The sequence below is a fragment of the Rhizobium leguminosarum genome, assembly GCF_019798305.1.
In the GTDB taxonomy this organism is placed as follows: Bacteria; Pseudomonadota; Alphaproteobacteria; order Rhizobiales; family Rhizobiaceae; genus Rhizobium; species Rhizobium leguminosarum_U.
Genome location: NZ_JAAXDD010000005.1, coordinates 244,756 through 265,291 on the forward strand (window position 1 = coordinate 244,756; position 20,536 = coordinate 265,291).

17 protein-coding genes and 1 pseudogene are annotated in these 20,536 nt (G+C 61.8%); 8 read left to right on the top strand and 10 right to left on the bottom strand.

What is annotated here, in order from left to right; translation table 11 throughout:
* Positions 1-45: 45 nt before the first annotated feature.
* Both HFO99_RS11260 and HFO99_RS11265 read right to left on the bottom strand, forming a co-directional pair.
* The gene (locus HFO99_RS11260) at positions 46-1,236 is read right to left on the bottom strand and encodes an efflux RND transporter periplasmic adaptor subunit (RefSeq protein ID WP_222331161.1); all 1,191 of its coding nucleotides are present in this window, start codon (positions 1,234-1,236) and stop codon (positions 46-48) included.
* Positions 1,237-1,282: 46 nt separating this feature from the next.
* Positions 1,283-2,095 carry an alpha/beta hydrolase fold domain-containing protein gene (locus HFO99_RS11265; protein ID WP_222331160.1) on the bottom strand — a complete coding sequence of 271 codons (813 nt, stop codon included), beginning with the start codon at positions 2,093-2,095 and terminating at the stop codon, positions 1,283-1,285.
* A 164-nt stretch (positions 2,096-2,259) separates the two neighbouring features.
* On the opposite strand from HFO99_RS11265, the gene HFO99_RS11270 reads away from it, so the two are divergent.
* Positions 2,260-3,171: a LysR family transcriptional regulator gene (locus tag HFO99_RS11270; protein ID WP_222331159.1), complete on the top strand. Its 912-nt coding sequence runs from the start codon at positions 2,260-2,262 to the stop codon at positions 3,169-3,171.
* A 267-nt stretch (positions 3,172-3,438) separates the two neighbouring features.
* Here HFO99_RS11270 and HFO99_RS11275 read toward each other — a convergent pair.
* Both HFO99_RS11275 and HFO99_RS11280 read right to left on the bottom strand, forming a co-directional pair.
* Positions 3,439-4,340, bottom strand: a pseudogene (locus HFO99_RS11275) (SDR family NAD(P)-dependent oxidoreductase).
* Positions 4,341-4,426: 86 nt separating this feature from the next.
* Positions 4,427-5,167 carry an SDR family oxidoreductase gene (locus tag HFO99_RS11280; RefSeq protein WP_222331158.1) on the bottom strand — a complete coding sequence of 247 codons (741 nt, stop codon included), beginning with the start codon at positions 5,165-5,167 and terminating at the stop codon, positions 4,427-4,429.
* A 121-nt stretch (positions 5,168-5,288) separates the two neighbouring features.
* Between HFO99_RS11280 and HFO99_RS11285 the strand changes: the two genes are divergently transcribed.
* From HFO99_RS11285 to HFO99_RS11295, 3 genes are read left to right on the top strand one after another with little or no spacing between them, the layout of a single operon-like run.
* The gene (locus tag HFO99_RS11285; protein WP_222361208.1) at positions 5,289-6,197 is read left to right on the top strand and encodes a LysR family transcriptional regulator; all 909 of its coding nucleotides are present in this window, start codon (positions 5,289-5,291) and stop codon (positions 6,195-6,197) included.
* 39 nt (positions 6,198-6,236) lie between these two features.
* Positions 6,237-6,551, top strand: a complete 315-nt coding sequence (locus HFO99_RS11290; RefSeq protein WP_222252330.1) for a hypothetical protein — start codon at positions 6,237-6,239, stop codon at positions 6,549-6,551.
* Positions 6,552-6,604: 53 nt separating this feature from the next.
* Positions 6,605-7,222, top strand: coding sequence for a DNA-3-methyladenine glycosylase (locus tag HFO99_RS11295; protein WP_222361210.1), 618 nt, complete (start codon positions 6,605-6,607; stop codon positions 7,220-7,222).
* Between the two features lie 124 nt (positions 7,223-7,346).
* Here the strand turns inward: HFO99_RS11295 and HFO99_RS11300 are convergent, their stop codons facing one another.
* Genes HFO99_RS11300 through HFO99_RS11310 form a run of 3 tightly spaced genes read right to left on the bottom strand, consistent with a single transcriptional unit; the run spans position 7,347 to position 10,567 of the window.
* A complete protein-coding gene (locus tag HFO99_RS11300; protein ID WP_222361212.1) occupies positions 7,347-8,888 on the bottom strand; it encodes a DHA2 family efflux MFS transporter permease subunit in 1,542 nt (513 codons plus the stop codon).
* Positions 8,881-10,110: an HlyD family secretion protein gene (locus HFO99_RS11305; RefSeq protein ID WP_222361214.1), complete on the bottom strand. Its 1,230-nt coding sequence runs from the start codon at positions 10,108-10,110 to the stop codon at positions 8,881-8,883. Before HFO99_RS11305 ends, HFO99_RS11300 begins: the two co-directional genes overlap by 8 nt.
* Positions 10,103-10,567, bottom strand: coding sequence for a MarR family winged helix-turn-helix transcriptional regulator (locus HFO99_RS11310; RefSeq protein WP_222331153.1), 465 nt, complete (start codon positions 10,565-10,567; stop codon positions 10,103-10,105). Before HFO99_RS11310 ends, HFO99_RS11305 begins: the two co-directional genes overlap by 8 nt.
* Positions 10,568-10,812: 245 nt before the next feature.
* On the opposite strand from HFO99_RS11310, the gene HFO99_RS11315 reads away from it, so the two are divergent.
* The 3 genes from HFO99_RS11315 to HFO99_RS11325 all read left to right on the top strand — a co-directional run bounded on the left by HFO99_RS11315 (position 10,813) and on the right by HFO99_RS11325 (position 16,983).
* On the top strand, positions 10,813-12,357 hold the full coding sequence (locus HFO99_RS11315) for a cation:proton antiporter (protein WP_222361216.1): 1,545 nt from the start codon (positions 10,813-10,815) through the stop codon (positions 12,355-12,357).
* A 265-nt stretch (positions 12,358-12,622) separates the two neighbouring features.
* Positions 12,623-13,798 carry an efflux RND transporter periplasmic adaptor subunit gene (locus tag HFO99_RS11320; RefSeq protein WP_222331151.1) on the top strand — a complete coding sequence of 392 codons (1,176 nt, stop codon included), beginning with the start codon at positions 12,623-12,625 and terminating at the stop codon, positions 13,796-13,798.
* Positions 13,795-16,983 (top strand): efflux RND transporter permease subunit, encoded by a 3,189-nt coding sequence (locus HFO99_RS11325; protein WP_222361218.1) that lies wholly within the window; start codon positions 13,795-13,797, stop codon positions 16,981-16,983. Before HFO99_RS11320 ends, HFO99_RS11325 begins: the two co-directional genes overlap by 4 nt.
* Before the next feature lie 30 nt (positions 16,984-17,013).
* On the opposite strand, the gene HFO99_RS11330 is transcribed toward HFO99_RS11325, so the two are convergent.
* On the bottom strand, positions 17,014-17,790 hold the full coding sequence (locus HFO99_RS11330) for a metallophosphoesterase family protein (RefSeq protein ID WP_222361219.1): 777 nt from the start codon (positions 17,788-17,790) through the stop codon (positions 17,014-17,016).
* Between the two features lie 165 nt (positions 17,791-17,955).
* Between HFO99_RS11330 and HFO99_RS11335 the strand changes: the two genes are divergently transcribed.
* Positions 17,956-19,083, top strand: coding sequence for a monooxygenase (locus HFO99_RS11335; RefSeq protein WP_222361221.1), 1,128 nt, complete (start codon positions 17,956-17,958; stop codon positions 19,081-19,083).
* Here the strand turns inward: HFO99_RS11335 and HFO99_RS11340 are convergent.
* Positions 19,080-19,550 carry an RrF2 family transcriptional regulator gene (locus HFO99_RS11340; protein ID WP_222361223.1) on the bottom strand — a complete coding sequence of 157 codons (471 nt, stop codon included), beginning with the start codon at positions 19,548-19,550 and terminating at the stop codon, positions 19,080-19,082. The two genes, HFO99_RS11335 and HFO99_RS11340, sit on opposite strands and share 4 nt — an antisense overlap.
* Before the next feature lie 176 nt (positions 19,551-19,726).
* Positions 19,727-20,515 (bottom strand): SDR family NAD(P)-dependent oxidoreductase, encoded by a 789-nt coding sequence (locus HFO99_RS11345; protein WP_222361225.1) that lies wholly within the window; start codon positions 20,513-20,515, stop codon positions 19,727-19,729.
* Between the last annotated feature and the right edge of the window lie 21 nt (positions 20,516-20,536).

Here is a 20,536-nt window from a genome sequence, read left to right on the forward strand (position 1 = left end):
TATCATTTCGGGTATCGGCCTTCCCCCGGAGGGGAAGGCGAAGTCCTACTGCGCGGTCGCGACCTTCTCTTCCATCTGAGGTGCGACGACTGCACCGGGACGGATGCGCTGTAGACCGTTGACGACGATCTTCTCACCGACGTTCAGGCCGCTTTCGACAACACGCTGGCCGTCAGCCAGCGTGCCGAGCTGGACCTGCCGATAGGCGACCTTGTTCTCGCCATCGACGACGAAGACGAACTTCTTGTCCTGGTCGGTGCCGACCGCACGGTCGCTGATGACGATCTTGTTCTCGGCCTTCGGCTGGCCCATGCGCACCCGCACGAACTGACCCGGGATGAGACGCCCGCCCGGATTATCGAAGACGGCACGTACGCCGATCGTGCCGCTTGATGCATCAACCTCGTTGTCGATCAGCTGCAGCTTGCCCTTGATCGGCGTGCCTGTGTCGGTCAGCGTGCCGACCTCGACCGGGATCTGCTCGACGGCAGGCAGGGCGCTATCCGTCTGCGGAAGCTGGGCAAGCGCGCGCGTCACCATCTCTTCGCTGGCATTGAAGCTCGCATAGATCGGATCGACGGAAACGAGCGTCGTCAGCGCCGGCGAGGTCGAACCGGCCGCGAGGAGGTTACCGGCCGTCACCTCGATCTTGCCGATGCGGCCGGAAACCGGAGCCCGCACCTGCGTATAATCGAGATCGAGCTGGGCCGACTGCAGTGCGGCCTGCGCCGATCGCAGCCCCGCCTGAGCCTCAGCCAGCGAACTCTGACGCTGATCGAGATCACTCTGAGAGATGGTGCGGTTGTCGGAAAGCCTGCGGCCGCGGTCGAGTTCAGTCTGCGCCAGGCTGACCTTGGCTTCGGCCGAAGCGACCTGGCCTTGCGCCTGCGCCACGCTCGCCTGATAGGGGGCCGGGTCGATGGTGAAGAGCAGGTCGCCCTGCTTCACCAGCGCCCCTTCACGGAAAGCCACCGACAGGATCGCGCCGGCAACACGGGAACGCACCTGCACACGGTCGACGGCTTCCAGACGGCCGGAGAAATTCTCCCAGGCCGTCACATCGTGCGCCGCAACGACGGCCACCGTCACCGGCACAGCGGGAGCCTGTGCAGGGGCGGAAGCGGCCGTGGCGGGCGTGCTCATCGGCAATTCGAAAAACAATGCGGCGCCGGAAACGGACGCAACAAGGCCTATGCCGGCGCCCACCAGGGCCCAGCGCTTCTTTCTGGACGTCATCGGTACTCTCCTTACGGCTCATGGCCGCCGAAATATCAGGTCTTCTTCAATGCAATTGCGGTTGAACGCTTACGTCCCGAAGGAAGCTTCCGAAATGGCGGCTGACGTTTTCCTGCCAGTCGGGAGCTCCGTCGGATTTCCCACCATAAATCGAGGGCCAGCCCGTCCCGGCGGGAAGGACATGCTGGCGCACACCGACGCCGGCCTGTTTCAGGCGGGCACCGTAACCGATTGTCTCGTCGTGCAGTGGATCGTCCTCGGCAGTGAATATCAGCGCCGGCGCGACGCCCGAAATACGAGAACAGAGGCAAGGCGCCGCATAAGGGTGGCAACCGCCGCCGCTCAGATAGTGGCTCCAGCCCTCCGCCCAGCGTTGGCGCATGCCGATGGCTTCGGCCTTGCGGATCGAGGACGTGCCCATGAAGGGATCGAGCAGCGGCGAAATCAGGATCTGACCGTCGAGCGCGTCCGGCATCTGGTCGCGCGCCTTCAGCGCCACACCGGCGGCGACATTGCCGCCTGCTTCTTCGCCAGCGACGAAGAGCAACGACTTCCGGTCGCCGAGACCGGCGCGTTTGTTGGCGAGATAGGTGAAAACGGCGAAGGAGACTTCCAGCGCTTGCGGGAATAGGTTGCCGGACAGGCTGCTGTAATCGGCAGCGACGACGATGGCGCCGGCCTTGGCGAGACTCATCGCCACCGGCCGGTCGACGTTCTTGTCGCTGTCCAGAAACGCGCCGCCATGCAGGTAAAGAACGATCGGCGGACCCTTGCCGTAATCGGCGCCCTGGTAGATGCGTGCGGAAACGGGGCCGATGGCCACCTTATCCAGCATCATATCTTTCCATTCCACCGTCATGCTTCCGGTCTCTTTTGCGTCGGCCACAAGCAGACAACGCCTGCCGCTTGCATTTTGTACAAAAAAGATATTGTTATTCCAACCAAGGAATAAGAAGCTATATCGCGATAACACTGTTCCAGATCTCGAACAATGGTGCAACGCAAACTGCGGATTTGAAACCGATGGATCAGCTCTCGGCAATGCGCGTCTTCATTCGCGTCGTGGAGACGGGCAATTTCACCCGCGCCGCCGACATGCTCGCCATGCCCAAGGCGACGGTAACCAATCTCATCCAAGGCCTGGAGGCGCATCTGCGCACCAAGCTTTTGAATCGTACCACGCGCCGGGTGATGGTGACCACGGACGGCGCGCTTTATTACGAACGCGCCGCCCAGATTATTTCGGAACTGGAGGAACTCGACGGCAGCCTTTCCAATTCGCAGAGCCTGCCGAGCGGGCGGCTCCGCGTCGAGATGGCCGGCGCTTTTGCCGATTGGATCGTCGTCCCCGCACTATGCGATTTTTATCAGCGTTATCCCGATATCCGTATCGACCTCGGTGTCGGCGACCGCACAGTCGATTATCTTGCAGAAAATGTCGATTGCGCGCTGCGGGCCGGCACGCCAGCCGACCAGTCGCTGATTGCGCGGCGCGTCTCCGAAGTCGAGATGATCACCTGTGCTTCGCCGAGCTACATCCAGAAATTCGGCATGCCCGAGCGGCCGGAGGATCTGGAGGCGGATCATTACTCCGTCAACTATTTCCGCGCCCAGAACAACCGGACGCTGCCCTTCGAATTCCGCCGGCACAACGAGGTGATCGAGACCAGTCCGCGTTACATCGCCTCGGTCAACGATAGCCGCACCTATCTGACGGCTGCGCTGACGGGTCTCGGCATCGCGCAGGTGCCGATCTTCATGGCGCGCGAGCCGATGGCAAGGGGCGAGCTAGTCCGCCTGCTGCCGGATTGGCGTCGCGATCCGCTGCCGCTCTATGTCGTTTATCCGCCGAACCGCCACCTCAGCAACAAGGTGCGCGTCTTCGTCGACTGGCTTGTGAAGCTTCTGGTAGAGGCGAGACTGAACGACGCCTGAGCCCCAAAACAAATACGGCCCGGAAGGCAGGGGAAACCTTCGACGGGCCGCAATGTACAACTTTGAACATCAAGCCTGTCGCACCGTAGCAAGGGCACGGCAGTCTCTGGAGGTTCGGGAGAGAGCGGCAGGGAATTCCACTCTCTCGCGATAAAACAGATATACGCACTCCCCGTAGGATTGTAAGGAAAAATTCCGCAATCACGTTCACATAATTGCGATGACGGCTTGGCTCCCAAGTTCCCGCGCGGGGCGCCGGGCCAGTTTTCAATTCCTGACAGCCGGTTTGAGCAGGTCCTCGAGGCCGATGCGGCGGAACAATTCCGCCCGGACACGGTCGGCAACGCCGTTGACGATCTCCGCGCCGTCCTCGGACGGATCGATATGGACGCGGAACGGCCTCGTACCGAAGGGCTTGCCGACGACATCGACGATGGCGGCGGCTATCGCGCCGGCATCGGCGTCGGCTGGTTCAAGCGCTGCCAGGCCCTATAGCGCCTGCTCCGGCACACCCTTGTAGGGTCCTTCATTATATTCGGCGGCGCGGGCAGTATCATCCGGCGAACCGGAATGGGCGAAATGGTTGGTGTGCCCTTGGTGAAGGCGCCAGGCACGATGATCGAGGTCTCGATGCCCCAGCGGGTAAGCTCGCCGGCATAGGAGACGGCAAGTGAATCCATCGCCGCCTCGGCAGCGAAATAGGGCGAGAGGTAGGGAGGCGTGCCGCCGCGGCTGCTCGACGACGATACCCAGACCACCAAGCCCCTGCCCTGCCTGCGGAGATACGGAAGTGCCGCGCGATTGACGCGCTGGGTGGAGAGCACGTTGATGTCGAAGAGCTCGAACTGTTCCGGCGTGAAGGCTTCTGCCGGGCCGAAGGACATATGGCCGGCATTGTGGAGGATGACATCGAGGCGACCAGCATCGGCGATGATCCTGGCGATACCTGATACAACCGAAGCGTCGGAGGCGACATCGAGTTCGACGCTGCGCAGATCGACATTGTTGTCCTTGGCGAATTCAGCAGCGTCGGCGACGGCGGCAGCGTTGCGGCCTTCCGTGGCACGCATGCCGGCATAGACGATGTGACCGGCCTTGGCCAGCGCGCGGGCGCTGAGAGCGCCGAAACCGCTGGAAGCGCCTGTTATGACGATGACTTGCTTGCTCATGATCGTATTCCTACTAGGTTCGATTGGAGTTGGTTGAAGTGGAAGCTTGGGCGGGCGACGGTCGGAAGACCGTCGCCGGTCTGTCGTCAGATCACGCCGCCATTGGCGCGCAGCGTCTGGCCGTTGATCCAGCCGCCATCGGGGCCGGCGAGGAAGGCGACCGCAGCGGCGACGTCGTCGGGCGTGCCGAGACGCTCCAGCGGGTTCATCTTCGCCATCCGGGCAACGAGTTCCTCCGACTTGCCGTTGAGGAAGAGGTCAGTCGCAACGGGACCGGGCGCGATGGCGTTGACGGTGATATCGCGGCCGCGCATCTCCTTGGCCATGATCGCTGTCAGTGTTTCCACGGCAGCCTTGGTGGCGGCGTAGACGCCGTATGTTTCGAGCTTCAGGCCGACGACCGATGTCGAGAAATTGATGATCCGGCCGCCGTCGCGCAGACGCTTGGCAGCTTCCCTGAGCGTATTGAAGGTGCCTTTGAGGTTGACGCTGATCTGGCGATCGAAATTAACGTCGTCGGCCTCGGCAAGAGAAGACAACATCATGATCCCGGCATTGTTGACGAGCACATCGACGCCGCCGAAGGCGGTTTCCGCAGCATCGAACATGCGGCGGACGGCTTCGGCATCGCCGACATCGGCTTTCGCCGTCAGTGCCTTGCCGCCGGCCTGCTCGATCTCCTGGGCCAGTTCCTCGGCCGGAGCGGCATTGCCGGAATAGTTGATGACGACGGTGAAACCGTCCTTGGCGAGGCGTCGGGCGACCGCTGCGCCGATGCCGCGGGAAGCGCCAGTCACCAGTGCGACCTTGTTTTCGTTGCTGGCCATTTTCGTTCTCCTTCAGGGATGCGCCGCAGCGCGTTTTCGATGAGGAGAAGATGCAGCTTTTCTCTGCGCGGATAATCAGGCATTATCCAGCATCACTATCCGGGCATTACGAACAAACAAGATGGACAGATTCGATGCCATGCGGGTCTTTTCCCGCGTCGTGGAACGCCGCAGCTTTACTCTTGCGGCCGAAGATATCGGCCTGCCGCGCTCGACCGTCACCGATGCGGTGAAACAGCTCGAAGCCCGTCTCGGCGTGCGCCTTCTTCAGCGTACGACGCGTCATGTCAGCCCGACGCTCGACGGCGAAGCCTATTACCAGCGTTGCCTGTCGATCCTCGCCGATATCGAGGAAGCCGAAGGCGCCTTTGCCGGCGCCAAACCGAAGGGCATGCTGCGCGTCGACGTGCATGGCACGCTGGCCCGCCATTTCGTGCTGCCGAGCCTGCCGTCCTTCCTGGAGACCTATCCTGACATTGAATTCTACATGAGCGAGGGCGACCGCCTGGTCGACCTCGTGCGCGAGGGCATTGACTGCGTGCTGCGCGTCGGCACGCCTCAGGACAGCGACATGGTCGCCCGGCGCGTCGCCTTACTTGATGAGGTGACACTCGCCTCCCCCGCCTATATCGCCCGTCACGGCCAGCCGCAGCATCCGGACCGGCTTGCCGGCCATCGCATGGTCGGCTTCCGCTCCAGCGGCACCGGCAATCTGCTGCCGCTCGAATTTATCGTCGACGGCGCAGTAGCCAACATCGGCATTCCGGCGACCGTCGCCGTCAATGCCGCCGAAAGCTATATTTCAGCGGCCAGGCTGGGCCTCGGCATGATCCAGATCCCGCGCTATCACGCTGAAAAAGATCTGGCCGAAGGCACGCTGGTCCACGTGCTGCCGGATTTTCCGCCGACGCAAACACCGGTGTCCCTGCTCTATCCCCGTAACCGCCAGCTTTCGCCGCGCGTGCGCGTCTTCATCGACTGGCTGGTGAAGGTCTTCGCTCGACAAAATTCTGAAAACGCGCTTCACTAAAATGCGCCTTGCTAATATGAGCACCCTCGGAGAACGGCCATGGCACTCAGCGATATCACCGTCTACCAAACGGAGGACGGCTTCGTTGTCGAGTTCGGCGGCGAAGGCGAAGACAGCATTGCCGTGACGCTACGCAGCACGCCTGAACTGACGCCGGAAAACGCCGTCTTGCGGGCCAAGACCCTGCTTGCCGCAGCAATCGAACCTGCCCATAGCGACGGCACGCGCAGCAAGGACCCCGCTTTGCTTGAGGAAGAGCTTGAGGAGGGTCTGGAAGATACCTTCCCGGCGAGCGACCCGGTCTCGGTCACATCCTCCTCGATCCCGATGCGCGATCCGAATGCCGGCCGCTGATCCCTGTCGCGCAAACGCATGAAACGGTTTTGGGATGACGCCAAGCGCGCTGAATGTTATCTGCGTCGATCATGACCGATGGTGGAACGATATCAGGCGCGATCGGCGTCGGCACGCTCACCGGCGAAAGCCTCAAAAAATTTTTCGAGCGCGATGCGATCACCGTCTCTCGCGACCTGCTCGGCTGCCATCTGACCGTGGATGGCGTCGGCGGACGCATCACCGAGACCGAAGCCTATTTCCCCGATGACGAGGCCTCGCATAGCTTCCGCGGCCCGACCAAGCGCAACGGCGCCATGTACGGCAAACCGGGCAACGTCTATATCTACCGCATCTACGGCATGTACTGGTGCCTGAATTTCGTCTGCCATCCGGGCTCGGCTGCCCTCATCCGCGCCCTGGAGCCGGAAACGGGAATCCCTGTGATGATGGAGCGGCGCGGCACCGATATGCTGACGTCGCTCTGCAGCGGCCCCGGCAAGCTCTGCCAGGCGCTCGGCATCGATATCGCGATCAACGATAGGCTGCTCGATCGCCCGCCCTATGCGATTGCGCCGTCAGCACCTGTGCCGATCGTCTCGGGCAAACGCATCGGCATCACGAAAAATGCCGAAGCACCATGGCGCTTCGGCATTCAGGGATCGCGATATCTCAGCAAGCCGTTCCGCTAGGACATGATGCCGAAAAGTGTGAGCTCTTTCGGGCGAAATCATGCTTCAACTATTTAATTAATAACAATATTCCAGGAAAAGTGCTAAGCGGCTTTTCATCCGGAATTGCAGCAACGCTCGGCGTTCATTCCATCACCTTGCTGTGATCGACGGCGGGTGCAGCCTTCGGCTTGCGCAGCAACAGCACCAGCGGGATGACCGCAAGCGACATCAACATCAGCAACTTGAAATCGTCCATATAGGCGATGATCGTCGACTGCAGCGTGATGATTTCGTTGAGCGAAGCGCGTCCGGCGGCCGTCAGCGGGCTGAGCCCCTGCGCCGCTACCGCGTTGAAGGCGTGATTGAATGGCGTCACATAGGCTGCGATCGATTCATGATTGCTCTGTGTGTTTTCGACGATCAGTGCCGAGACGATCGAGATGCCGACCGACGAGCCGATGTTTCGCGACAGATTATAGAGGCCGGTGCCGTCGCCGCGCATATTGGCGGGCAGCGTGGCAAAGGCGATCGTCGTCAGCGGCACGAACAGGAAGCCGAGGCCGGCGCCCTGGATGAAACCGACGAAGACAATCGTCCACTGCGAGACATCGGGCGTCCAGCCGGTCATGTCGTACATCGCCCAAGCTGTGAGACCGAGACCGAGCACCAGCAGCAAGCGCGTATCGACCTTGCCGATCAGCCGTCCGACGATGAACATGCAGAGCATGGTGCCAAGCCCACGCGGTCCCATCACGATGCCGGCGGTGATCACGGGATAGCCCATCAGCGTTTGCAGGTAGGGCGTCATCAGCGCCAGCGAGGCGAGATAGGTGATGCCGATCACGAAGATGAAGATCATGCTGATCGAGAAATTCTGGTCGAGAAACAGCTTCGGGTTCACGAAGGATTTCTCTGCCGTCAGCGTGTGCACGATCAGCAGATAGAAGGCCGCAGCGCAGATCAGCGCCTCGATGACGATCTCGCCCGAGGAGAACCAGTCGAGCTGCTCGCCGCGGTCGAGAAAGAGCTGCAGCGCGGCAATACCGAGGCTCATCATCCCGAAGCCGAACCAGTCCAGCTTGGCGAGCAGATCCCTCTTGGTCTCGGTGACGAAGACGACGATGCCCATGAAGGCGAGCGCGCCGATCGGCACGTTGATATAAAATACCCAGCGCCAGCTGATATTATCGGTCAGCCAGCCGCCGATGACAGGCCCAAGCACCGGCCCGACCATGACCGAGACGCCGAAAAGGGCCATGGCCGAGCCGCGCTCCTCGACGGTATAGATATCGAGAAGGATGCCCTGGGAAAGCGGCACCAGCGATGCGCCGAACAGGCCCTGCAGCAGGCGGAAGGCGACGATCTGGTTCAGCGATTGCGCGAGGCCGCAGAGAACGGAGGCGGCCACGAAACCGACGATGGCGACGAGCAGCACGCGCTTTCGGCCGAACTTGGCGGCAAGGAAACCGGAGGGCGGCGTCATGATTGCCGCCGCGACGATGTAGGAGGTCAGGACCCAGTTGATCTGGTCGGCGGAGGCCGACACGCTGCCCTGGATATAGGGCAGCGCCACGTTGGCGATCGTCGTGTCCAGCGCCTGCATGATGACGGCGAGAATGACGCAGGCCGTGATCGCACCGCGATTGGCAATCGGCGTCGCCGGAGAAGCGGAAGCGTTACTCATGATCCTTGCCCTGAGGCCGACCCAGAAGCTTGTTAACGAAATCAGGCAGGCCGCGGGCATGGCCGGTCTCGACATCGACCACCGTGCTCATGCCGACGCGCAGCGGCGGCTTGCCTTCGGTATCCTCGATGCTGACGCGCATCGGAATGCGCTGGACGACCTTCACCCAGTTCCCCGTGGTGTTCTGCGCCGGCAGCAGCGAGAAGCTGGAGCCGGAGGCCGGGCTGATGCTCTCGACCTTGCCCTTCCATGTCACGCCGGGATAGGTGTCGATATAGATCTCGGCGGCCTGGCCGGGCTTGACATAGGTAAGCTCGGTTTCCTTCGGGCTGGCGGCGATCCACAGATGGTCGGTGGCAACAAGCGAGAAGGCCTGCTGCGAAGCCTGCAGATAGGAGCCCACCTGCAGCGCGTTGACATTGGTGACGATGCCGTCGAACGGCGCCTTGACGACGCTGTGGTCGAGTTCGCGCTGGGCATTATCGACATTCGACTTGGCCTGCAGGTAGAGCGGGTTCTCCTCGAGCGGCTGATCGGCGGAGCCACCAAGCTGGGCAAGCGTGGTTGCGGCTTCCGCCTTGGCGACGGTCACCTTCTGCTCAGCGGCTTCGAGATTGTGCTTGGCCTCGTCATAGGCCGAGCGCGTCGCGCCGCCGCTGGTCACCAGGTTCTGCTGACGGTCGAATTCCTCCTGGTAGTACGGAATGTCAGCCTCGGCCTGGGTGATCTCGGCCAGCGACTGCTGATAGCTTGCCTTGAGGTTCATGATCTGGTTGCGCTGGACGCCGAGCTGGGCTTCGGCGCCGGCAAGCGCGATCTTGAAGGAATCGGCCCTGAGGCTGAAGAGCACCTGCCCCGCCTTGACCGTCTCGTTCTCATGCACGTTGATCTGGTCGACGATACCCGAGACATCGGTGGTAAGCCCGACCATATCGGCCTGGATATAGGCGTTGTCCGTCGACATCACCTGACCGCCATTGACGTAATAATAACCGCCGACGACGAGCGCCACCGGCAGCAGGCCAAACAGGATCGGCCGCGTGAGACTGCGCCGGCTGCGGACCTTGTTGCCGCCAGGCGCAGCCACGGCGGCAGCCGGCGCTGAATTGGATGAAGGCACTTCGGCTACCGTCTCCTGCTGTTTCGCTTCGTTTTCTTCGATAGGAGTCTTGGTCTTGGCATTGGCGTCGGCAACGACGCGGAGGGGGGATTGATCAGCCATCGTTCGTCTCATCCTCGTCAACCGGGCTCCGGCATGCCTGAACCAGGTTCGTCTTCATTACGGATAGGATGTGGAAAAGCAGCTCGCGCTGCTCTGGCGAAACGCCTTGCAACGCTTCTGAGCGGGTGGTGTCGCCGAGCTCGCGCATTTCGGCGAGCAACGGGTGCGCCTCGTCGCGCATGTAGAGCAGCCAGATGCGCCGGTCGGTCGGATGTTGGCGCCGCTCGATCAGCCCGCGTTCGGCGAGCTTGTCGAGAATGCGCACCAGCGTGATCGGCTCGACTTCGAGGATTTCGGCAAGGCCACCCTGATGGATGCCTTCATTATTCGAGAGATAGGCAAGCGTCTGCCATTGCGACCGGGTCAGTCCAAGGCACTTCGCGCGCTGCTCGAACCGCTTGCGCAGCAGCCGTGCGACGTCGTGGAGAAGGAAACCGAGGGTCGGAGTGGCGTTCATGAAAACCTGTTACCGTTATTTATAAGCATCCTTATAATATCGGTAGATATATTGAGCATGTGCACTGCACAAGGGCATGGACGGCAGATTCAGTAAAGGCGGCCAAAATGCCGCAGACCGGGTCAAGCATAGCCCGCGGTTTCTCCTTTCGCCGTTTACAAGCGCCAGACGGTAGCCGCAGCCCAGCTCCGCCCTAATTCTGCGGCAGGAGCAGCCTCCGCCCGAGGCGCGCATTGGGGAGCTCGATGGCGTTCTTCGAAAGCATGCTGACGCTGCTGCTGGTGGCGATCGTCTTTCTGCAGTTCTCCAGAAAGTTCCGGATTCCCTATCCGACAATGCTGGCGATCGCCGGCGTCATCGTCGCAGCCGTGCCCTGGGCGCCCGAGGTCGCGATCGATCCCGAGCTTGCGCTGGCGCTGCTGATCGCGCCCGTGCTTTTCGACGCCGCCTATGATTTGCCGCCGAGGACATTGAGACGCAACTGGCTGCCGCTGTTCTCGCTCGCCGCCATCGCCGTGATCGTGACGGCCGCAGCCGTCGCCACCGTCAGCGTGACGATGGCCGGCCTGCCGCTTGCCGCAGCCGTCGCGCTCGGCGCCATCGTCGCGCCGCCGGATGCGGCCGCCGCCACCGCCATGCTCGACCGCTTCACAATGCCGCGCCAGACCTATGTGATCCTGAAGGGTGAAAGCCTCCTGAACGACGCCGTCGCGCTGCTGATCTTCAGCGCCGCGGTGGCAGCCGCCGCAAGCCCCACCTTCTTCGCCGGCGCCCTGGCAGAACTGGCGTTCGCCGTGCCTGGCGGCCTCATCCTCGGTTATCTCCTGGGCCGTCTCTACATGGTCGTCGGCCTGAGGCTCGCCGGCACGCTCGGCGGCACCTTGCTAGAATTCGTCGCCACTTTCGGCACGTGGATCATCGCCGAGCGGCTGCACCTTTCGGCAATTCTGGCAATCGTCGTCTATGCGATGGTGATCGCCCGCTACATGCCCGAGCGGCAGACGGCCCGCCACCGCATTCATTCCTATTCGGTCTGGGAAGCCGCGGTCTTTCTGCTCAACGTGCTCGCTTTCCTGCTGATGGGCCTGCAGGCCCGCCAGATCGTCCTTGACCTCGATCCCGGCCGCCTGAATTTCGCGATCACTTTCGCCGCCATGGTCTTCGCCACCGTCATCGTCGTCCGCCTGGCCTGGGTGCTCTTCTATAACCGCGTCATCAACTTTCTCGCCGCGCGCGGACGCACGACACAAGCCGTTCCGACCTTCGCCACCAGCCTGCTTGCCGGCTGGTGCGGCATGCGCGGCCTCGTCACGCTGGCGACCGCGCTTGCTTTGCCGATCGATTTTCCCGATCGCGATATCATCCTGCTCTGCGCGCTCGCCGTCGTCCTTGGCACGCTCATCGTCCAGGGCCTGACGCTCGGGCCGCTGATCCGTTTCCTGAAATTCGACCCGGACACCTCCCTGGACCGCGACCTCGCCAGAGCCCGCGTCACGTTGATCGATGCGGCCCTTGCCGAACTCGCCGGCGGCGAGGACAAATCCACCCGCATCCTGCGCGACGTCTACACCTCCGAGCGCGAAATCGCCGCTGACGGGAAACACCCGCGCGAGGTCAGCAGACTCGACAAGCAGCGCCGCAACGTCATCGTCGCCAAACGCCGCAGATTGGCAGCGATGCGCCGCGCCGACGAGATCGACGATGATGTCTTTCACATGCTGGAACAGGAGCTCGACTGGGCCGAACTCGCCGCTCTGCCACCCGGCAGAGACGAGATCGTCGAGAGCTGATGCCCTCCGTGACGTTTTGATGGATTCCGGAAACGTTACGAATTGGCATTTGCAATTATTCGCAGCTGCCGTTTATAGTCCAATTCCATAGGGTTACGATTTTTCCGATGTGCATTGCGTGCCGGCCTTCCTTTTCCAAGGGATTGAAAGCCGGGGGAATCATGGGGGCAAAAGCCCCTCGTTCAAAGCAGCAAGACATGAACAGCATCACTTCATCTTGAGGTTGGCGGCAGTGAATCGGCCGTCGAGATTGGAGGACCCCGGTATGACTTACGCGCTTCGACAGATGGTGGTGCTTGGCTGTATTGCCGCATTCATGCCTCTCCCCGCGCTGGCCCAGAGCGCCCCGCCGCCCCCGCCCGTCACCGTCGCCAAGCCTGTCGTGCGCGATGTCGTCGACAGCGACGAGTTCATCGGCCGTTTCGAGCCCGTCGACGAAGTCTCCGTCCGTTCGCGCGTGGGTGGTTACCTGGAGGAAATCCATTTCCAGGACGGCGCCCTGGTCAAGCAGGGCGATTTGCTCTTCGTCATCGACCAGCGGCCGTTCGTCACCGCGCTCAATCAGGCAAAGGCGGCACTCGAAGCCTCGCAATCCGCCCTGGTCTTTGCCGATGCGCAGTATAAGCGCGCGCAATCGCTTGCTTCGAGCGGCAGCCAATCGGCGCAGACGCTGGACGATCGCCGCCGCGAATTCGATTCGGCTGAGGCCAATGTCCGCGGCGCCCAGGCTGCCGCCGATCGCGCATCTCTCGATATGGAATATACCGAAATCAAAGCGCCGCTCAGCGGCCGCATCGACCGCCGCCTGATCTCCGCCGGCAACCTCGTGCAAACCGACCAGACCATTCTCACGACGATCGTTTCTCTCGACCCGATCGATTTCTATTTCGACGTCGATGAGCGCCGCCTGCTGAATTTCGCCGACACGGCGCGCAAACTGGGCAAGGATCTCCAGCAGGGTGGCGGCGGCCTGGATGTATCCGTCACGATCTCCGATCCCAATGCCAAACCATTCAAGGGAAAGCTCGATTTCGCCGAAAATCGGGTCGACAATGAGAGCGGCACCATTCGTCTGCGTGCCCGCTTCCCCAACCCCGATCTCGTCCTCCAGCCCGGCCTCTTCGGTCGCATACAGGTCGAAGCCTCGAACACCTACCAGGCCATTCTCGTCCCCGACGAGGCGATCGGCTCGGACCAGAATGAGCGCGTCGTTTATGTCGTCGCCGAAGACGGCACGGTTTCGACCAAACCCGTAAGGCCCGGGCCGAGGCTCTACGGCTACCGCATCATACGCGAGGGCCTCGATGGCACCGAGAAGATCATTGTCAACGGCCTGATGCGCGCCCGGCCGGGTGCAAAGATTACGCCTCAGATGACCGAACTGCCGCAGGAGCGGCAGGACACTGCGCCCGAAACCGCCGGCGCGGAGAGCGGACAATGAGATTTGCTCATTTTTTCGTGGACCGGCCGATCTTTGCGGCCGTGATCTCGATCCTGCTTCTCGTCGTCGGCGGCATTGCCTATACGCAGCTGCCGGTATCGCAGTATCCTGAGATAGCGCCGCCGACCATCGTCGTGCGCACCTCTTATCCGGGTGCTGACCCGCAGACGATCGCCGATACCGTTTCGACGCCGCTCGAACAACAGATCAACGGCGTCGAAGACATGCTTTATATGTCTTCTTACTCCAGCGCCGACGGCGCCATGTCGCTGACGATCACCTTCAAGCTCGGCACTGATCTCGACAAGGTCCAGGTGCTTGTCCAGAACCGCGTTTCCATCGCCCTTCCCCGTCTTCCCGAAGAAGTCCAGCGGCTTGGCGTGACCACCGACAAAAGCTCGCCGGATCTGATGATGGTGGTGCATCTGCTGTCGCCGTCGCACCGCTATGACCAGCTTTACGTCTCGAATTACGCCCGCAACCGCATCCGCGACGTTCTCGTGCGCCTTGACGGCGTCGGCGACGTGCAGATCTTTGGCGAGCGCCAGTATTCGATGCGAATCTGGCTGGATCCGGAAAAGCTCTCCGCTTACGGGATGACATCAGATGACGTCGTCTCCGCATTGAGAGACCAGAACGTTCAGGTATCAGGCGGCAAGATCGGTGCCCCACCCGTCACCGGCAAGAATGCATTCGAATATACGGTGCGAACGGACGGCCGCTTCTCCGACGTGCGCGAGTTCCGATATGTCATTGTGAAATCGACGACATCGGGCCGGCTCGTGCAGTTGCAGGATGTCGCCCGGATAGAACTCGGCGCACAGGATTACGTCACTAATAGTTATCTCAACAACGATCCGGCAGTTGCTCTCGGCATCTTCGCCCGGCCGGGAACCAACGCCCTGGACACGGCCCATCAAGTCCAGACGCTGATGAAGGACATATCCCAGAATTTCCCGCCGGGTCTGGAATATCGTATCGTCTACGACACGACTGAATTCATCTCGGATTCGATCACCGAGGTCTATAGGACCATCGCCGAAGCGGCCATCCTGGTGGCGATTGTCGTTCTTGTCTTCCTGCAATCCTGGCGAACCGCGATCATTCCAATCATTGCCATCCCGGTATCGCTGATCGGCACCTTCGCCGTCCTGCTCGCCTTCGGCTTCTCGCTCAACATGCTCACCCTGTTCGGCCTCGTGCTGGCGATCGGTATCGTCGTCGACGACGCGATCGTGGTGGTGGAAAACGTCGAGCGCAATCTGGCACGCGGCATGACACCGAAGCAGGCGTCCCATGTCACGATGGACGAAGTCGGAACCGCCGTCGTCGCCATCTCGCTGGTGCTGATCGCCGTGTTCGTGCCGACAGCCTTCATTCCCGGCATCTCTGGCCAGTTCTACAGGCAGTTCGCGGTCACGATCTCCGTCACCACTGCAATTTCCGCATTGAATTCGCTCACGCTGTCGCCCGCCCTTGCAGGCATATTGCTGAAAACCCATGACCATGAAACCAAGCGCACGAATGTCGCATCCCGTCTGGGAAGAGGGCTTGCAGACGGCTTCAATCATGGATTCGATCGGCTGAGTTCCGGCTATTCATGGACCGTCCGGCATCTGGTCAGCAGTTGGGTTGGGTTGACAGCCGCAATGGTCACCTTCGTCTGCCTGCTGGGAGCGACCTGGTACATGGGCACGAAAGTTCCCGCGGGCTTTATCCCGACCATGGACCAGGGTTACGCCATCATCGTCATACAGCTACCGGACGGCGCCTCGCTCGCGCGTACCGATGCCGTCGTCAAACAGGTGGGCGATATCGCCCGCACCGTGCCCGGCGTCGGCAACGCCGTGCAGTTTGCCGGCTTCAGCGGGGCGACGTTCACCAATGCCTCGAATGCCGGCGTCGTCTTCGTCCCGTTTAAATCCTTTGCCGAACGTGAAGAAGGCGGGGAGAACGCCAACAAGATCATCGGCGAGCTATACGGCAAGCTGCAAAGCATCCAGGAAGCCTTCATCATCGCCATCCCGCCGCCATCCGTGCGTGGCGTCGGCAACTCCGGCGGCTTCAAGATGCAGATTTCCGATCTCGAAAACGCCGACATGACGCGCGTGCTCGGCCTCGCCCGGCAGATGATGGGTGCGGCGGCAACGACCGAGGGGCTGACCGGCGTCTTTACGACATTCTCCGATGCGAGCCCGCAATATTTCCTGGCGATCGACCGCGACAAGGCACGTTTCCTGAATGTGCCGATCCCCAATATCTTCAACGCCCTTTCCATCAATCTCGGCGTCGCCTACGTGAACGATTTCAATGCGTTCGGCCGCGTCTACCAGGTTCGCGCCCAGGCCGACCGGCAATACCGCATGGACCGGGAAGACATCCTTGCCCTGAAGGTCCGCTCGGCGACCGGGGCGCTGGTTCCGCTTGGAACCTTGATGGACATCCAGGATGCCAGCGGCCCGGCGCTTGTCCAGCGCTACAACATGTACGTCTCGGTGCCGCTTCAGGGCAATCCGACGCCTGGCACGTCGACGGGCGATGCCATCGCCAAGATGGAGGCCTTAGCAGCGAAGATCCTGCCGCAGGGGACGACCTTCGAATGGACGGAACTTGCCTATCAGGAGACCCACACCGGCAATACGGCCATCTACATCTTCGCCTTGTCTGTCGTCTTCGTCTTCCTGGCACTTGCAGCACAATATGAAAGCTGGGTTCTGCCCTTGGCGATCATTCTCATCGTCCCGCTGGCGGTGCTCGCGGCGCTGATCGGGGTCTCACTGAGGGGAATGGACAACAACGTACTGACCCAGATCGGCCTGATCGTCCTGATCGGCCTTGCGGCCAAGAACGCGATTCTGATCGTCGAGTTCGCCAGGCAGGCGGAAGACGAGGGCAAGTCGCCGGTGGAGGCAGCCATCGAGGCCAGCCATCTTCGACTGCGCCCGATCCTGATGACGGCATTCGCATTCATCTTCGGTGTTCTGCCGCTTGCCATCGCCACCGGCCCCGGCGCCGAAATGCGCCAGTCGCTTGGCACCGCCGTCTTCTCGGGCATGCTCGGCGTGACGATCTTCGGCCTGTTCCTGACGCCGGTCTTCTACGTCGTGCTGCGCGGCTGGCGCCGTAACCGGCCGGCCACTGTAGAACCAGCGAAGACAGAGCCGGTCGAGGAAGGGGTCGTCTGAGACGATCCCCACCGGCTGAGGAAACGGAAGTCAGGTCGATAATAGATGCACTTGGCCTTGCCACAAGCGGGCGACGGTGAGTTTGCCGCTGCGATAGGCGCGCGTATCGATATTGAGCCGCCTCGGCCGTATGTCGGGTTCGTCGTTCGGCGTATGACCGTGAACGACGAGTTTCGGCAACGGCACCCGGCTTTCGATAAACCGCTGGCGGACGAGGACCAGATCCTCGTCCGTCTGCTCGCTGAGCGGCAGCCTCGGATTGATGCCAGCATGCACGAAAACCACGCTTGGAGTCTCCAGCATGACGGGCATCGCCCGCATGAAATCGATATGCGTGCGCGGCAGCGATTGGCGGATGAAAGCATCGAGCTTCGCGCCGGAGGGAAAGACCAGCGGCAGGTGCTCCGGATCGAGGCCATAGGATTTGAGCGACTCCGCCGAGCCCATCTGCATCCAATCGTCATAGGAGATCCAGCCGTCGACGTAGTCGAGCATGGCCACTTCGTGATTGCCGGCAAGGCAGATGCGGTCGAATCCATCTGGCGGTGGCTCCATGAGATGGGCGATGACCTGTGCCGATTCAGGGCCGCGGTCGATATAGTCGCCGAGCGTGACGATCAGCTTTCGCCCGGGCAGCCGCGCGCCATCACGCAGGATCGCCTCCTCGGCTTTCACAAGCAAATCGTACCGACCGTGAATATCGCCGATCGCATAGGTTGGGATCGCGGCAATATCCAGCGTCAGGCGCGGTCTCGGCTGGCGTGCCATTTTCGAAACCTCGCTGTTGCGAGCACGAGAGTCGCTCATCATATTTCTCGATCAAGGAAGCCCCACTTCCCCCTAAGTAGAGTAAAGGACAAGGCAATCAAGCTGGTAAGAAAATCCAAACCATTCGGGTTTTGTAGAAAAACCGGCCTTATCATTCGAGGGGCAATCCCTCACTCCTACTATCTGTCGAGAAAAGAGTGACCGATGGGAACGGTATCGCAATTTCATGAGAGCCTGAGGCCTCCCGCGCATCGCATCGAAAGCGAAGAGGAGGCGATATCCACGGCCCGCGGCCTCGCCGCAGCATTCCGGCATCAGGCGAGCGAGCGCGATATCAACCGCATCCTGCCCTTTGCCGAGCTTGATGCGCTGTCGATATCGGGGCTGACGGCAATCACTGTTCCGCCCGACCATGAAGGGCTCGACGTGTCGAACGCCCTGCTCGCCGAAATCGTTGCAATCATCGCCGAGGGCGATGCTTCGATCGGCGAGGCGCTGGAAAATCATTTTTGCGCGCTGGAAACGCTCCGCACCCAGGCTGCCGAGGATTTGAAGGCGTCGCTGTTTGCCCGTGTGCTGCTCGGCGACCGCTTTTCGGGCGCCGCCTTCACCGACGTGGCCGAACTGACCGCTGAAGGCCCAGGCTATCGCCTGAGCGGGCGCACGCGGCAGGCGCCCGGTGTTCTTTTCGCCGACTGGATCGCCGCTGCCGCCACCGCTCCTCCCAGCCGCCCGGTGACGCTCTACCTCGCACGCACCGACGAGGGCGTGCAGGTGGTCGACGATTGGGACGGCTTCGGCCAGCGCACCAATGGATCAGCGACGGCGATCGTCGCCACACTTCATGTCAATGCCGATGCGATTGCCGCGGCCCCCTCGTCCGGATATTCGACCGGCATCTCGCTTGGCCTGCTGCTCAAGGCCGGTGTCAGCCTGGGCATCGCCCGGGCCGCATGGAGCGACCTGATGACCGCGATTGGCGATCGCAGCGCGACCGTCCTCCCGCGAATCGGCGACCGCGCCATCCGTATCGAAGCGACGGCGGCAGCCTTGGAACGGGCTGGCCGCAAACTCGACATTGCCCAGGTCAATCCTATGGAGGCAGCGATGGCGGACGCGCATTTTTCCGCCTCGGCCGCTGCAATCCTTGCCGGGGAAACGGCGCTCGACACCGCAAATGCGCTGTTCGAACTTGCAGGGGAAACATCGGCGGGCATCGGCCTCAATCTCGACCGCCATTGGCGCAATGCCCGCATTCACGCGCTATCGCTGCCGCGGGATAAGTTGCTGCACACCGCAGGCGAATATATGTCAGAGCCTGGGAGGACCTAACTCAACTGGCGGCGGAGGATCAGGAAGTCTTCCCTCGCTCCGTCGATGCGGCCGCCGTCGGCGACGAACTGCTCGAGGGTCATATTGTCGAGAATGGCGGCGATCGCGTCCCGAACCTCGGTCATCGAGCGCCGCACCTGACAGGTTTCCGGATCGGCACAGTCGTCGCAGGCCTCGTAAGCCGTACGGCTGGCGCAGCGGATCGGCGCTAAGGGTCCGTCGAGCGTGCGGATGACATGACCGATGCGGATTTCGGTTGCCGGCCGCGACAGGGAATAGCCGCCGCCCGGTCCCTTCTTCGAGCGCAGGATGCCGACATTGCGCAGTTCGAGCAGGATCGTGTCGAGAAACTTCTTCGGGATATTGTTGCGGGCCGCGATGTCGTTGATGAAGGCGGTCTCACCCGGCGCCAGCCGCGCCAGGTCGACCAGCGCCTTCAGCCCGTATTTTCCCTTTTTCGTCAGCATCGTCGTCGCCTTGTAGAAATCGCAGTATTTATCCTGCCAATAGCAGGCAAATAGCGTCAAAAGCGTGAACATACAACAAAATAGCTATTATTTATAGCTTGTATCGGCAACGTCCACAGATGCGCGCGGCAGCCTTGAGAAGCACCGGCCGCCGCGCGCCTTGTCAGCCGCCTCGTTTAGATCGTCTTCAGCATGCCGCCATCGACGAAATAGGTCGAGCCGATGCAATAGCTCGCACGCTCCGAACTCAGGAAGACGAAGACGTTGGCTAGTTCCTCCGGCGTGCCGAAGCGTTTGGAGGCGGCGTGCTCGTTGGCGACGCTCTGCAGATAGCCTTCCCAGTTGCCGCCGGTTTCCGCCGTCAATTGCTTGGCGGTCTTGATCCAGTCGGGCGTCAGGATCAGACCGGCATTGACGCAGTTGACACGGATATTGTCCTTGATGAGCTCGGTCGAAAGCGTCTTCGAAAACATCATCAGCGCCGACTTGCTGACATTGTAGATCGGCTCGTACCAGAGCGGCTGGACGGCGCAGATCGAGGCATTGTGTAGTATCACCCCGCCGCCGCGTTCCTTCATCTGCGGCGCGATGCCGCGCGCCAGCCGCACGGCGGCCATCACATGCAGGTCCCAATAGTCCTGCCACTTCTCGTCGGGCGCCTCCATCACCGTCTCGTTCGATCCGGTGCCGGCATTGTTGATGAGGATATCGGCGCCACCTCTTTCAGCCGCCGCCGCGATGATCGCCTCGGTTCCCGCGACCGTCGCCACATCGGCCGCGACAGCGGCGGCGCTAACGCCGTACGTCTCGGCGATACGGGCGGCTTCCGCCTCGAGCCGTTCGCCGCCGCGTGCTGCCAGCACGAGGTCGGCGCCCTCAGCCGCCAGCCCCTCGGCGATCGCCAGTCCGATACCGACCGACGCACCAGTTATGACGGCAGCCTTTCCCTTCAATCCGAGATCCATATCTTCCTCCGCAAACGGCCG